This window comes from Streptomyces sp. NPDC102441 (genome assembly GCF_044765585.1).
Classification (GTDB): domain Bacteria; phylum Actinomycetota; class Actinomycetes; order Streptomycetales; family Streptomycetaceae; genus Streptomyces.
In genome coordinates this window covers 208,721-222,002 of the sequence record NZ_JBIWKH010000005.1, presented here as the reverse complement: position 1 = coordinate 222,002, position 13,282 = coordinate 208,721, and the positions used below count along the sequence as shown (strand labels likewise).

General features: G+C 72.3%; 13 protein-coding genes. 7 read left to right on the top strand and 6 right to left on the bottom strand.

Translation table 11 applies throughout. The features are described 5' to 3' along the window. Window positions 1-3 precede the first annotated feature (3 nt). Window positions 4-1,071 carry an NAD-dependent epimerase/dehydratase family protein gene (locus tag ACIREO_RS12485; protein ID WP_404107933.1) on the top strand — a complete coding sequence of 356 codons (1,068 nt, stop codon included), beginning with the start codon at window positions 4-6 and terminating at the stop codon, window positions 1,069-1,071. Between the two features lie 15 nt (window positions 1,072-1,086). On the opposite strand, the gene ACIREO_RS12480 is transcribed toward ACIREO_RS12485, so the two are convergent. Continuing rightward, complete coding sequence (locus ACIREO_RS12480) at window positions 1,087-2,199, bottom strand: sensor histidine kinase (protein ID WP_404107930.1); 1,113 nt, start codon at window positions 2,197-2,199, stop codon at window positions 1,087-1,089. Window positions 2,200-2,203: 4 nt separating this feature from the next. After that, window positions 2,204-2,974: a response regulator transcription factor gene (locus ACIREO_RS12475; RefSeq protein WP_404107928.1), complete on the bottom strand. Its 771-nt coding sequence runs from the start codon at window positions 2,972-2,974 to the stop codon at window positions 2,204-2,206. Between the two features lie 123 nt (window positions 2,975-3,097). On the opposite strand from ACIREO_RS12475, the gene ACIREO_RS12470 reads away from it, so the two are divergent. From ACIREO_RS12470 to ACIREO_RS12460, 3 genes are read left to right on the top strand one after another with little or no spacing between them, the layout of a single operon-like run. Then, window positions 3,098-3,829 carry a glycosyltransferase family 2 protein gene (locus ACIREO_RS12470; protein ID WP_404107925.1) on the top strand — a complete coding sequence of 244 codons (732 nt, stop codon included), beginning with the start codon at window positions 3,098-3,100 and terminating at the stop codon, window positions 3,827-3,829. After that, window positions 3,826-4,485: a DUF2064 domain-containing protein gene (locus ACIREO_RS12465; protein ID WP_404107922.1), complete on the top strand. Its 660-nt coding sequence runs from the start codon at window positions 3,826-3,828 to the stop codon at window positions 4,483-4,485. Before ACIREO_RS12470 ends, ACIREO_RS12465 begins: the two co-directional genes overlap by 4 nt. Continuing rightward, on the top strand, window positions 4,482-5,261 hold the full coding sequence (locus tag ACIREO_RS12460) for a class I SAM-dependent methyltransferase (RefSeq protein WP_404107919.1): 780 nt from the start codon (window positions 4,482-4,484) through the stop codon (window positions 5,259-5,261). The genes ACIREO_RS12465 and ACIREO_RS12460 overlap by 4 nt, the downstream gene beginning before the upstream one ends. Window positions 5,262-5,571: 310 nt before the next feature. Here the strand turns inward: ACIREO_RS12460 and ACIREO_RS12455 are convergent, their stop codons facing one another. Then, window positions 5,572-6,843 carry a molybdopterin-dependent oxidoreductase gene (locus tag ACIREO_RS12455; protein WP_404107917.1) on the bottom strand — a complete coding sequence of 424 codons (1,272 nt, stop codon included), beginning with the start codon at window positions 6,841-6,843 and terminating at the stop codon, window positions 5,572-5,574. A 164-nt stretch (window positions 6,844-7,007) separates the two neighbouring features. Here ACIREO_RS12455 and ACIREO_RS12450 point away from each other — a divergent pair, with 164 nt between their 5' ends. Continuing rightward, on the top strand, window positions 7,008-8,438 hold the full coding sequence (locus ACIREO_RS12450; RefSeq protein WP_404107915.1) for a hypothetical protein: 1,431 nt from the start codon (window positions 7,008-7,010) through the stop codon (window positions 8,436-8,438). A gap of 281 nt (window positions 8,439-8,719) precedes the next feature. Here ACIREO_RS12450 and ACIREO_RS12445 read toward each other — a convergent pair whose 3' ends face one another. Both ACIREO_RS12445 and ACIREO_RS12440 read right to left on the bottom strand, forming a co-directional pair. Next, complete coding sequence (locus ACIREO_RS12445) at window positions 8,720-9,916, bottom strand: glycoside hydrolase family 26 protein (RefSeq protein WP_404107912.1); 1,197 nt, start codon at window positions 9,914-9,916, stop codon at window positions 8,720-8,722. A gap of 111 nt (window positions 9,917-10,027) precedes the next feature. After that, window positions 10,028-11,317 (bottom strand): cytochrome P450, encoded by a 1,290-nt coding sequence (locus ACIREO_RS12440; protein WP_404107909.1) that lies wholly within the window; start codon window positions 11,315-11,317, stop codon window positions 10,028-10,030. 191 nt (window positions 11,318-11,508) lie between these two features. On the opposite strand from ACIREO_RS12440, the gene ACIREO_RS12435 reads away from it, so the two are divergent. Beyond that, window positions 11,509-11,982 (top strand): tyrosinase family oxidase copper chaperone, encoded by a 474-nt coding sequence (locus ACIREO_RS12435; protein WP_404107906.1) that lies wholly within the window; start codon window positions 11,509-11,511, stop codon window positions 11,980-11,982. A gap of 20 nt (window positions 11,983-12,002) precedes the next feature. After that, the gene (locus ACIREO_RS12430; protein WP_404107904.1) at window positions 12,003-12,863 is read left to right on the top strand and encodes a tyrosinase family protein; all 861 of its coding nucleotides are present in this window, start codon (window positions 12,003-12,005) and stop codon (window positions 12,861-12,863) included. Window positions 12,864-12,946: 83 nt separating this feature from the next. Here ACIREO_RS12430 and ACIREO_RS12425 read toward each other — a convergent pair whose 3' ends face one another. Beyond that, window positions 12,947-13,228: a chaplin gene (locus tag ACIREO_RS12425; RefSeq protein ID WP_404107901.1), complete on the bottom strand. Its 282-nt coding sequence runs from the start codon at window positions 13,226-13,228 to the stop codon at window positions 12,947-12,949. Between the last annotated feature and the right edge of the window lie 54 nt (window positions 13,229-13,282).

The window sequence follows — 13,282 nt, the reverse complement described above, 5'->3', positions numbered from 1 at the left end:
GCCATGCGTGTACTGGTCACCGGCGGAGCCGGGTTCATCGGGTCGAACATCGTCCGGACTCTCGCCGCCGGAGGGCACGAGCCGGTGGTCCTCGACGCACTGCTGCCGTCCGCGCACGGCGCCGGGGCCCTCGCGGCCGGTCGTCTGCCGCCGGGCGTCCGGACCGTCGTCGCGGACGTGAGGGACCGGGAGGCGGTGGCCGGGGCGCTGTCCGGGGTCGACGCCGTGTGCCACCAGGCGGCGATGGTCGGTCTCGGCAAGGACTTCGCGGACGCGCCGGAGTACGTCGGGTGCAACGACCTCGGAACCGCGGTGCTGCTCGCGGAGATGGCGGCGGCCGGTGTCCGGGACCTGGTGCTCGCCGGCTCGATGGTCGTCTACGGCGAAGGGCGCTACGACTGTCCCCGGCACGGCTCCGTCAGGCCGGGCGCCAGGGCTGTCGCCGACCTCGACGCGGGACGGTTCGAGCCGCGATGCCCGGCCTGCGGCGCCGAGCTGGTGCCCGGTCTGGTCACCGAGGACGCGGCCGGAGACCCGCGCAACGTCTACGCGGCGACGAAGCTCGCACAGGAACACATCGCCGCCGCCTGGACACGCGCGACGGGCGGACGGGCCGTCGCGTTGCGCTATCACAACGTGTACGGGCCGGGGATGCCGCGAGACACCCCTTACGCCGGTGTCGCGTCCTTCTTCCGGTCGGCCCTGGCCCGGGGCGAGGCCCCTCAGGTGTTCGAGGACGGCGGCCAGCGGCGCGACTTCGTGCACGTACGGGACGTCGCGGCGGCCAACGCCGTGGCACTCGCGGCGCTGGAGGAGCGGGAGCCGGGCACCTTCGACGCCTACAACACGGGAAGCGGCACACCGCACACCATCGGTGAGATGGCCCGTGCCCTCGCCTCCGCCCACGGCGGCCCGGCCCCCGTCGTCACCGGTGAGTACCGCCTCGGGGACGTCCGCCACGTGACCGCGGACTCGCGCCGCCTGCGTGAGGAGCTCGGCTGGAAGCCGGAGACGGAGTTCGCCGAGGGGATGCGGGAGTTCGCCACGGCGCCCCTGCGGAGCGCCGGGTGACCGGACGGCCCGGCCTCAGCCCGATGCCGCGGGAAGAGTGACCTCGAAGCAGCAGCCACCGGTCACGTTCCGTACGTCCGCGCGGCCGGAGTGGGCCTCGACGATCCCGCGGACGATGGCCAGTCCCAGCCCCGCCCCCGCCGGCGGCGTACGGGCCGGGCTGCCCCTCCACCCCGTGTCGAACACCCGCGCAAGCTCCTCCTCGGGGATCCCGCCGCACCCGTCCGTCACCGAGAGCACGAGACCGCCGGGCGAACGCCGCGCGGCCATCGCGACCGTCCCGTCGGCCGGGGTGCGCCGGATCGCGTTGATCAGGAGGTTGCCCAGGACCCGGCTCATCTCCTTGCTGTCGACCTCCACCGGCACGGCGTCCACCCGGTCGCCGACGAGACGGACCCCGTGTTCGCGGGCCAGCGGATGGGCCCCGGCGAGCGCGTCACCGACCAGGTCGTGGGCGGAGACCCGGGTGGGGGTCAGCGTGAGCGACCCCGCATGGATCCGGGACAGTTCGAAGAGATCACCGACCATGTCGTTCATGCGCTCCACCTCCCTGCGTATCTGCCGCAGATAGCGGCCGGAGTCCGGGGCCATGCCGTCCTCCAGCGCCTCGGACATGGCGCGCAGCCCGGTCAGCGGGGTCCGCAGATCGTGCGAGATCCACGCGACGAGCTCCCGGCGAGACCTCTCCAGGGCACGCTCGCGGTCCCGGGAGGTCTCGAGCTTCTCGCTGGTCGCCGCCAGTTCGCGGGTGAGCGCGGCGAGTTCCGCGGTGGCCAGCCCCTCCGGGGCCGCGAACGTGCCCCCTTCGCCGAAGTCGCGGGCGGCCAGCGTCAGGTCCCGGCTCCTGGCGGCCACCCAGCGCCCCAGCAGCATCGCGGTCACGAGGGACACGGCGGCGGCCATGGCGACGACGGTCGTCACCACCGTCAGGTCGTGCGGAGAGAGGAACATCGCCCAGGCCACGGTGAGGGTCCCGGCCAGCATCGCCGTGACGGCCACCGCTGCGACGACGGTCAGGGAGACCACCAGGGGGCGGTGCCGGAGCAGCCGCAGAGCCAGCGCGCCCAGCAGTCCGGCCGCTGCGGCGCCGAGAAAGGCGAGGAGGGCGATGAGCAGGATGTCGGTCATGTGCTCAGCTCCCGGGAGCGTCGTCGTCCGGCAGATCCATGCGGTAACCCACGCCCCACACGGTCTGGATCAGAACGGGGCGGGCGGGGTCGGTCTCGACCTTGCCCCGCAGCCGGCGCACATGGACCGTCACCGTCGAGAGATCGCCGAAGTCCCAGCCCCAGACCTCCCGCATGAGCTCCTCGCGGGCGAAGGCCCGTCCCGGGTGGCTCAGGAAGAACGCGAGCAGATCGAATTCCCGGAGCGTGAGAGCGAGGTCCCGGCCGTCACGGGTCGCACGGCGGGCGAGCGGATCCAGGCGGAGCCCGGCTCCGCCGAGCCGGGCGGGCGGATCTGCCTCGGCGCGCCTGCCCCGGCGCAGGACCGAGTCCACCCGCAGCACGAGCTCACGCGGGCTGAAGGGCTTGGTCACGTAGTCGTCCGCGCCTGTCTCCAGCCCGAGGATCCTGTCTTCCTCGTCCCCTCTCGCGGTGAGCATGATGACGGGAACCGGCCCCTGCGCACGCATCCGGCGGCACACCTCGAAGCCGTCCATGCCGGGCAGCATCAGGTCGAGGACCACCAGATCGGGCCGCAGAGCCGCGAAGCGTTCCAGCGCCGCCGGCCCGTCGTCCGCCCGCTCGACGTCGTAGCCCGCGCGTTCCAGATACCCCGCCGCGACCTCCGCGACCGTCGGATCGTCGTCCACGACGAGAACCCGGCCGTGCGACACGCCGTCCCCGCGACCGGTCGGTGACGGGGCACGGTGGTCCCGGGGGGAGGAGATGTTCTGCATGCTGCCACTGTGGCATCACCGGCCGTTCGGACGGACGGCCCCCGGCCGCCACATGGTCGACGTCCACGTTTCGTAAGAACCTGAAGCCCGGAATGCCGGTTTCCGCTCCGTAGGGTGATCGGCGTGACCGATTCCCCACCGGCGGATCTCGCCGACCGCATCCGCGCCGACATCGTTCTGCCCTGCCTCGACGAGGCCGAGGCCCTGCCCCGGGTACTGGCCCGGGTTCCCGCCGGGTGGCGGGCCATCGTCGTCGACAACGGGTCCACCGACGGGTCGGCGGACATCGCCCGCTCGCTCGGCGCGACCGTCGTGCACGAACCGCGCCGTGGCTTCGGCTCCGCCTGCCACGCGGGGCTGCTCGCCGCCGAGGCGGAGTACGTCTGCTTCTGCGACTGCGACGGCTCGCTGGACCCGGCGCTGCTCCCTGGCTTCGTCCGGCGGATCGCCGAGGGGGAGAGCGACCTTCTTCTCGGCCGGCGCCGCCCCACGGCCCGCGGCGCGTGGCCCCTGCACGCCAGACTGGGCAACACCGCCCTGTCCGGAATGCTCCGTCGCCGTACCGGCCTCCGGCTGCACGACCTCGGGCCGATGCGGGCAGTGCGCCGGGAGGCGCTCCTGGCCCTCGGCCTGACGGACCGTCGCAGCGGCTACCCGCTCCAGATGGTGGTGCGCGCCTCGGACGCCGGACTGCGCGTCGCCGAGACGGACGTGCCGTATCTGCCCCGGACAGGGAAGTCCAAGGTCACCGGCACCTGGCGCGGGACCTGGCACGCCGTGCGGGACATGCGTGCCGTGTTGCGGCAACCGCCTCCGCAGGCCTCGCGGAGCGACAGGGCGGAGGCATCACGATGAGCGCAAGGACACCGACCGCCGGGGCGACGACCCTGCTGGTCATCGCAAAGGAACCGGTCCCCGGCCGGGTCAAGACCCGGCTCACACCGCCGTTCAGTCCCGGCGAGGCCGCGGAGCTCGCCACCGCGGCCCTCGAGGACACCCTGCGGACCGTGCTCACCCTTCCCGCCCTGCGACGGGTCCTGGTGCTCGAAGGCCGCCCCGGCCCCTGGATGCCGCAGGGATTCGACGTGCTCCCGCAGAGCGCGGGCACCCTCGACGAACGCATCGCGGCGGCGTTCGGGACATGTGACGGACCGGCACTCCTCGTCGGGATGGACACGCCCCAGATCACCCCGGCCCTGCTGGCACCCGCCCTCTCCCCGGGCGGCTGGGATGCCTGCGACGCCTGGTTCGGACCCGCCGAGGACGGCGGCTTCTGGGCGCTGGGCCTGGCCGCCCCCGACCCGTCCCTCGTGCGGGGCGTGCCGATGTCCCGCCCCGGCACGGGCACGATCCAGCGGGCACGCCTGACCGGCGCGGGCCTCACCGTGCGGGATCTGCCGCCGCTGCGCGACGTGGACACCGCCGAGGACGCGCTGCACGTCGCCGCCGAGGCGCCCCACGGCCTGTTCGCCTCGGCTCTTTCCCGCCTGGACCGGGCGGAGGTCCGATGAGCACGGTGCTCCCGCCGGCAGGCCCGGCCCCCGTCCCCTGGGTGACCGATCCGTACGCGCGCGCGGTCAGCCGGGGCCGCGGCCCGCTGTTCCTCCGGCGGAAGGACGGGTGGCTCCTGCCGCTTGACATCGAACGCTGGTGCGCGGACGCCGACGCCGCCGACCTGTCGGCACTCCGCCTCAGCGAGGGACCGGTCATCGACATCGGGTGCGGACCCGGCCGGCTGGTGGCGGCGCTGACCGAGCGTGGACACCGCGCGCTGGGTATCGACGTGAGCGAGGCCGCCATCGGCCGCACCCAGAGGATCGGCGGATCGGCGCTCCGCCGCAGCGTGTTCGAGCCGCTGCCCGGGGAGGGCCGCTGGGGGACGGCCCTGCTCATCGACGGCAACATCGGGATCGGCGGTGACCCCAGGGCCCTGCTCCGCCGGGTCGCCGCCGTGCTGGCGCCGGGGGGACTGCTCATCACGGAGGCCGCACCCCATGAAGTGGACGAGCAGGTCCAGGTACGCATCGACGACGGCCGGGGGAACGCCGACGCACCCCACTTCCCATGGGCCCGTGCCGGGGTGTCCGCGCTGCTCGGGTACGCGCGGTCGGAGGACTGGAAGCCCGTCGATCAGTGGGAGGCCGACGGCCGTCCGTTCCTCGCCCTGCGCCGCGCCCGGACGGTCCGTACGACCAGCCAGAGCGCCGACACGGCGAACAGCGCGGCCGTGATCAGCAACCAGTTGCCCAGGAATCTGTCGGGGGACATCCCGCTCGCGGGCTCGTAGAGCTCCGAGTGACGCGTGATCAGAGGGAACCACATCAGCAGGAGCAGCCCGGAGAGGAGCAGCGGTACCCGTACGAAGTTCACCAGCCCCGGGCGCCGGGCGAACGGGACCCGCAGGGCACGGTCCGCCGCCGAGTACAGCGGCACCAGCACCAGGTCGTGCGCGAGCGCGGCGCCCACGAACCACACGAGGATCATGAGTGTGTCCCCGTCGAGCAGCCGCACTCCCGCGTAACCCGTGAGGGCGAACGACGAGACCATCAGCAGCAGGTGCAGCGGCCCCTCCCCGTACCAGCGGCGCAGAACCCGCATCACAGCTCTCCGAACGTCAGTCGGCTCACCCATTTGGTATTCATCACACCGGGGGCGGCGGGCACGATGACGCGCGCCGGGTAGCCGTGATCCGGCGACAGGGGCTCACCGTTGACGCCCAGCGCCAGCAGCGACCGCGGGTCGCGCACCTGGTTGTCCCTGAGCGCCACCCTCCGGAACGGCCCGCTGCGCTGGAGGGACTCCACCAGCACCCCCGGTGGCCCTTCGGGAAAGCCGGCGAGCTCCGCGAGATCGCGCAGACGGACCCCGCGCCACCACTGGTCGGATGTCGACCAGCCCTCCACACAGGCGATGGGCAGCGCCGCGCTGTGCTGTTCCATGGCCAGGAGCTCCGCTCGTGACAACTGGACCTCCCCGGCCGGTCCGACGACGGTGAGCCGCCAGCGCTCCCCCGTCGCGGCCGGAGGGATGCCCACCTTCGCGGCCGTCTTGTTGATCTGGAAGCCGTTGGGCCCGGGACCGGGTTCGGCGCCGCCGCGCGGGGTCAGCAGGGCGGTCCGCCGCAGCCCGCCGTCGAAGCTCCGGCCGGCGGAGGTCACCAGCAGGAGCAGCGACCCCGCCCCCACGACCGCCAGGGCACCGCGCCGGGAGACGGTCGGCGGCGCGGGACGCGGCGAGGCGAGTTCGTCAATCTCCGCCGTGGGCAGACCATGGCGCAGTACCCGTAGCGCCCGGGGGAGCTTGAGGCAGGTATGGGCGAGGAACGCGGCGAAGAACACCCACGCCCCGTAGAAGTGCAGGGGATAGAAGGAACCGGGGAACAGGTACTCCAACTGGATGTTGAGCAGCCCCGTGACGAACTCGAAGAGCGCCCCGCCCACGAGCAGCAGCAGCGACAGCCGCTCCAGGGCATGCCCGGCCGACCGAGCCGGCGGCAGTGCGAAGAGCTTCGGGATCACCGACCACAGCTTGGCGAGGAGCACGGGCACCAGAACGATGCCGAGGGTCACGTGGACCCCCTGGGTCAGCCGGTACAGCCAGTGGGGCCCCGTGGGCCAGTCGAACAGGTAGAAGCCCAGCCACCCCCTGGCCGGTGTCTTGTCGTTCACGGCGGCGAGATCCGGGTTGTACGCCGCGTACGACAGCAGGCCGGTCACGAACAGCAGGGTGATCCCGGCGAGGAGAACCACGCCGAGTACGGCCGTGAACCGGACCCCGCGCACCGGACTGCGCCAGAAGGCCGGTTCGGTGGGAGGAGGGAAGCCGGGGGAGGGGAGGTGCGTACCGGTCCGCCGATGTCTGTCGCCCATGTGCCGACGTTAAGCCGAAGACCCCGCTCCGAGTGGCGTACGACTCCTGACGAAAGTCTGACGTCCGAGGCGCGGGGCGGATCACCCGTCACCGGATCTGACGGTTGTGTGACGCGGCGGCGTCGCACCGCCTCCTGGCCCCCGTCGGTGCGTAGCGTGCCTGCGTGACGACCGAGGAACGCAGTGACCGCATCCGGCCCCCCGAGCCCACCGTGCCCGCCACCATCGACGAATCCGCCCCCACCCCCGATCCCGCCGGCCGCTCTCGGGACCTGACGGCCGCCGCCGCGGGAGCGCTGCTGGTGGCCGTGGCCATGGCGGTCGGATGGGTGATCCAGGAGGGCGACGGCAGCCTGCAGGTCCACTGGCCGCCCCTCCTGGCCTCCTGGGACCCGCACGTCGGCCCCGGTACTCCGGCCGCCCTCGCGGTGGCCGTGGCGGTCGTCGCGTACGGGCCACGGCTCGCGGCCAGGCTCCCCTGGCGGCGGCTGCTGCTCACCTGCTGGGCCGGCTCGGTGGCGTGGATCCTCTCGCTCGCACTCATCGAGGGCTGGTACCGGGGGATCGCGCGCAGGCTGACCACCAAGCACGAATACCTGCGTGTGATCGACCGCTTCGACGACATCGGCGCCGCCCTGCGGGGATTCACCGACCACATCGTGATCGGTCCGCCGGGCAACTGGCCGGCCCACGTCGCCGGGCACCCGCCGGGCGCCACGCTCACCTTCGTCGGCCTGGACCGCGCGGGACTCGGGGGCGGCGCGTGGGCGGGCATGTGGTGCATCGTGCTCGGGGGCTCCGCCGCGGTGGCCGTCATGGTCGCGCTGCGCGCCCTGACGGGCGAGCACCTCGCGCGGCGCGCGGCCCCGTTCCTCGTCCTCGCCCCCTTCGCCGTCTGGACCGGCACCTCGGCGGACGGCTACTTCGCCGCCGTCGCCGCGTGGTCCGTGGCACTGCTGGCTCTCGCCGCGACCCGCACGGCCCGCCACCCGGCAGCCGCGGCGCTGGGCTCCGGACTGCTGTTCGGGCTGACCTGCTACCTCAGTTACGGCCTGACGCTCGTCGCGGCCTTGCTGGCAGCCGTCCTCGTGCTGGCCCGGACGGCACGCCCGCTCGGCCTCCTCCTGCTCGGCGCACTGGTCGTACCCGCGGTTTTCACCCTGGCGGGCTTCAACTGGTGGGAGGCCTACCATCTGCTGGTCGAGCGCTACTACCAGGGTGCGGGCGGAACCCGTCCCTACTCCTACTGGGTCTGGGCGAACCTCGCCTGCACCGCACTCGCCGCGGGACTCGCCACCGTCGCCGGTCTGCGCCGTACGGCGGTTTCCGCCCCCGCCGCCGTACGCGGTCTCCTCTCCGGCACCGCGACGGCCTCTCAGCGGCTGGCGATCCTCACCCTGGCCGCGCTCCTCGCCCTTGCCGCCGCGGATCTGTCCGGGATGAGCAAGGCCGAGACGGAACGCATCTGGCAGCCCTTCGTCGTCTGGCTGATTCCCGCCGCCGCTCTGCTTCCGGACATCGGCAGACGCCGCTGGCTGGCCGCCCAGGCCGTAGTCGCCCTGCTGGTCAACCATCTGCTGTGGACCGGGTGGTGAGCGACGGAGGACGGGGTTCTGTCACGCTCCCCGTGTGACAGCGCGGGCGAGCCACTCGTCTAAGGTCTCCGTGCCCCGCGGTCCCGGGCCGGCCGGCAGCCGGCCGTCGCCCGCCATGGCGGCTCCCACGGCACCGGGCACCCTCACCGGCACCACCAGCCTGCGCTCGTGCCTTGCCCGGTACGCCGGCGCGGGCCCCGGAACGCCGTTCCCGGGTCCGCGCCGCCTGCCACCATGACGGAGCGGCTGCCGCGGATGTGACATCGCCGGAGCGAGCGCCCTCAGTCGCGCAGGCAGAGTTCGCGGTCGCCGAGCCACTGGCCGAACCACTCGCTCAGCGGGACGGTGAAGCACCATCCGGACCCGTTCGTGTCCGGTGCGGGCGACGTCGGCGCCGGCTTGTCGGGCTTCGGCGCGGTCGGCGTCCCGCTCGGGTCGGGAGCGGGCGCCGAGGGCCCTGTCGCGTCAGGCAGCCCGCTCAGCATCTCGCGGAACACCCGGGAGGACTCGGGATTGTCGGCGCACTGCCATACCCCGTGCGGGCAGTAGTCCGTGATCGTCTGGTAGACCGGCTTGTGCCGCTCCATCCACTCCAGCATGCGGCGCATGTACTCGGAGTTGTCGCCGTTGCGGAACAGTCCCCACTCCGGGAACGAGATCGGCTTGCCGTGCTCGGCCGCGAAGTCCACCTGCTTCTGCAGACCGTACGGTTCGTTCACCTGCTCGTCGAAGGTCCGCGCGGGAGGCTGGTCGTAGGAGTCCATGCCGATGATGTCCACGACGTCGTCGCCCGGATAGCACTCCGTCCAGGGCACGGCGTCCCGCCCCCTGCTCGGAGCGAAGTCGAAGCGGAACTTCTGGCCGGACACGGACCGCATCGTGGTGACGACGCGGTTCCAGTACTCCTTCCACGCGGTGGGATCGGGGCCGCACCGGTGTGTGTACGTCGTCCCGTTCATCTCCCAGCCGAGGACGATGACCGTGTCCGGGACGCCCAGCCGGACCAGACGCTCGGCCAGCCGGCGGAAGTGCTCGTCGAACCGCCCCTCGGCGCCCGCCCGCAGCAGGCCGCGCACCTCGTCGTCGGAGACATGCTCCTCGTTCCGCTCCAGCATGGGAGTGTTGAGCACGAACATCCGGTCCTCGTCCGCCTTCCGCCAGGCAGCCCACGAGGCGAGGAAGCCGGGGCGGCCCTCGATGTTCTCCCACAGGTCGCCCGGCAGGTAACTGTGCCCGACGCGGAGCTCCGTACCGCCGAGCCAGCGGGAGAGCTCTTCCATCCGCTGCACACCCTTCGGCCCGTAGTCCAGATAGGCGCCGACGGCGGTCGTCGTGTCCGGCTCCGGCGCCTGCTGGGCCGCGCCCTTGCCGGCCTGCGTGTCCGTGGTGTCATGGCCGGCGAGGACCGCACCGCCGACGAGGAGGCAGAGCGCGGTCGCCCCGACGCCGAAGTTGATGAGACGGCGCTGTACGGGCACGGCTCCTCCTTGGATTGCGGCCTGACTCCGACCCTGTCGACCCTAAGGAGAAAGATTCGACAATGGGCTGCGGGACCACCTGCGAATAGACCATTCGCGACACGCGCAGGTTCAGAGCGGGCCGTTCGGGTGACGTGTCTCGAAGGTGAAAGGAAGGGAGCGGACCCGGTTGTCGAAATTGGAATCGACCAGACCCGGTTCGGCCGAAGTCCGTACGCCTTTCAGTCGTGTGAGCATTTCTCGGAAGAAAGCCTTCATCTCCAGTTTCGCGAGATGCGCCCCCAGACAGTGGTGCGGGCCCCCGCCTCCGTATCCGAGATGCGGATTCGGTGACCGGGTGATGTCGAAGGAATCGGGGTCGTCGAAGACGGACGCGTCACGGTTGGCGGACGCGTAGAGAAGTACGACCTTTTCCCCGGGCAGAAAGGTGTGCCCGCCGAGCGTGTGTTCGGCCGCCACCGTCCGCCGGAACTGGATGATCGGCGTCGAGTGGCGGACGATCTCGTCGACCGCGCCGTCGGCGTAGCGGTCGAAGTCGGACTCCAGCAGAGCCCGTTGCTCCGGATGCGCGGTCAGGAGGACCAGCCCGTGGGCGAGCGCGTTCCGGGTGGTCTCCACACCCGCCACGAGCAGCAGCGAGAAGAACGCGCCGAGCTGACGCGAGGACAGGGTTCGGCCGCCGACGTCCGCGCGGACGAGCGCCGTGATCACGTCGTCAGCCGGGGCGCGGCGCCGCTCACGGGCGATGCCCGCCATCTCCAGCTGCATGCGGGCGAGTGAGCGCAGGCCACGCCCAGGGATCCGCAGCCGGGTACGGCCGCGTCTCTGCACCCCGACGTACTCCGACGCGTGGTCGATGCGCGCGGCGATACGGCCCCGGTGGCGTGCGGGGATGCCCATGAGGTCGCAGATGACCTCGAACGGCATACGGGAGGGAGCCGAGCGCATGAAGTCGCCTGGTCCCTCCGCGGCCATCTCGTCCACCAGCCGGCGGGCGACGGCGTCGATGTTCTCCTCGGCGGCGGCGAGCAGCCTCGGGGTGAAGGCGCGGGAGATGGTCCTGCGCAGACCCGCGTGCTCGGCTCCGTCCATGTTGACCATGGAGTTGCCGAACACCGCCTTGGCCCAGGGGGCCGGTTCCGGAATGGTGACGCCCGGGGCGCTGGCGAAGACCTGCGGCTGCCGGCTGGCCGCCCGCACGTCCGCGTGGGTCACCAACGCGTAGAACGGCGTACGCGAGCCCGTACGAGGAGTGAGGAGGACCGGGGCGTCGAGCTCCCTCAGCCGGGCGAACGCGGACAGCCGCTCGGGCCGGGGCAGCCGCCAGAACGCCGGGTCGGCCGGATCGGCGAGGGCCGTTCCTCGCACGTGGACCGTGGGCACCTGCGTCGGGGCGTTCATGCACAACCTCCGGGAGTTCGGACGGCCATGCTGACCCGGTGGACGGCGCCCGTGCGGCCGACACGGCCGCACGGCGCCACCAATTCCCACGGCCGCGTGATGCCCTACGGATGAGAACCGTTCACGCTCCGTCTCGTTGCCCACTCGAGCGGGACACCTGGCCGGAGCGCACAAGAGGAAGGCACACCACCATGAATCCGACCGACGGCACGAGCGGGGAGCCCACGGCCGCCCCGCGGCCTGGCCGCCGCGCGGTGCTGCGCACCGCCTTCACCGCCACCGTGGTCGCCGGAACCGGCGGCGCGCTCACCCCGGTCCTCCTCGGGCCCCGGGAGCCCGGAGGCTCCGTCCAGGAGCGCGAAGCCATGGGGCCCGAGCGCTTCTCCGAGCTGTACAAGGGCCGCGAGATCCGTGGCACGGCAACGGCCATGGTGCCGGCCGGAGCCCAGCCGTTCGCCGGCGAGGCCGAGGCCGCCGCCGCGGCGCCCGGCACCGAGGTCAGCGTCGACGGGAGGACGCTGCACGTGATGAGGCGCGCCGACGGGAGCTATCTCAGCACCGTCAACCACTACGAGTCGTTCCCCACGCTCCTGGAGACGGCCCGGGCGGCCGTCGACGAACTCGGCGCCGCCCAGCTCTCGGCCTCCTCCCCGCACACCATCTGAGCCCTTAAGGACGAGCACGCGTGTACAGCCGCAAGAATCAGCGCGACCTCACGCGCACCGAGAAGAAGCGCCTGGTCGACGCGATCCTGGAGCTCAAACGATCGGGTCGCTACGACGAGTTCGTCACCCTGCACCGGCAGTTCTACGTCACCGACGCCGAGAGCAGGCCACGGCCCGCCCACATGACCCCGTCCTTCTTCCCGTGGCACCGCAGATACCTCCTGGAGTTCGAGAAGGCGCTGCGGGCGGTCGACTCGCGCGTATCGATTCCCTACTGGGACTGGACGCGGGACAACACGGCGAGCGCGTCACTCTGGGCGGAGGGCTTCCTCGGCGGCAACGGCAGGCCGGGCGACCGGCAGGTCATGACCGGGCCCTTCGCCTACCGGCAGGGAAACTGGCGGATCCGCGCCGGAGTCACCGACGACCCCTTCCTGCGGCGCAACTTCGGCCGGCCCTCCGCGCCCGTCACACTGCCGGGGGCGGCCGACGTGGACCGTGCGCTGAGCGATCCCGTGTACGACGCCGCGCCCTGGAACAGTGTCAGCACCACCGGCTTCCGGAACAGGATCGAGGGCTGGGGCATCAGAGGGGGCCGGGGCGTGGCCAACCACAACCAGGTGCACCGCTGGATCGGCGGGTCGATGGCGGGCGCCGCGTCACCCGACGACCCGGTCTTCTGGCTGCATCACGCCTTCATCGACCTCCTGTGGACCCGCTGGCAGAAGGCGCATCCACGCTCCCGCTACCTGCCGGCCCGCGCTCTGCCCGCCGACGACCCGCAGCGGGACAGGATCTTCGTGCTCGACCGGCCCATGCCGCCGTGGGATGTGGCACCCTCGCAGCTCATGGACCACAGTCGGCTCTACCGGTACGTCTGAGCAGCGCCTGCCGAACGGGGCCGGGCCTCCCCTCGCCGCGTTCCGCGCGGAGAGGGGAGGCCCGGACGGCGCCTCGGGGGAGGTCAGTGGCCGTAGGCGTAGTCGCCCTCGTCCTCGTGGCTGTCCGACACGTTCGCGCAGGTGTTGCCGAACGCCGGGTTCAGCAGGGCGATGACGTTCACCGTGTTGCCGCACACGTTCACCGGGATGTGGACGGGCACCTGGACGGCGTTGCCCGAAAGGACACCGGGGGAGTTGGCCGCGACGGCCTCCGCTCCGGAGTCGGCGGCAGCCATGCCGGCGCCGCCGGCGATCAGGGCACCGGTACCTGCCATGACGGCGGCCACCTTCGAGATACGCGACATCAGTTCTCCTTGAGAGGATCGGAACCGGCCGCCGAGCGTGCGGCCGCTATGCCC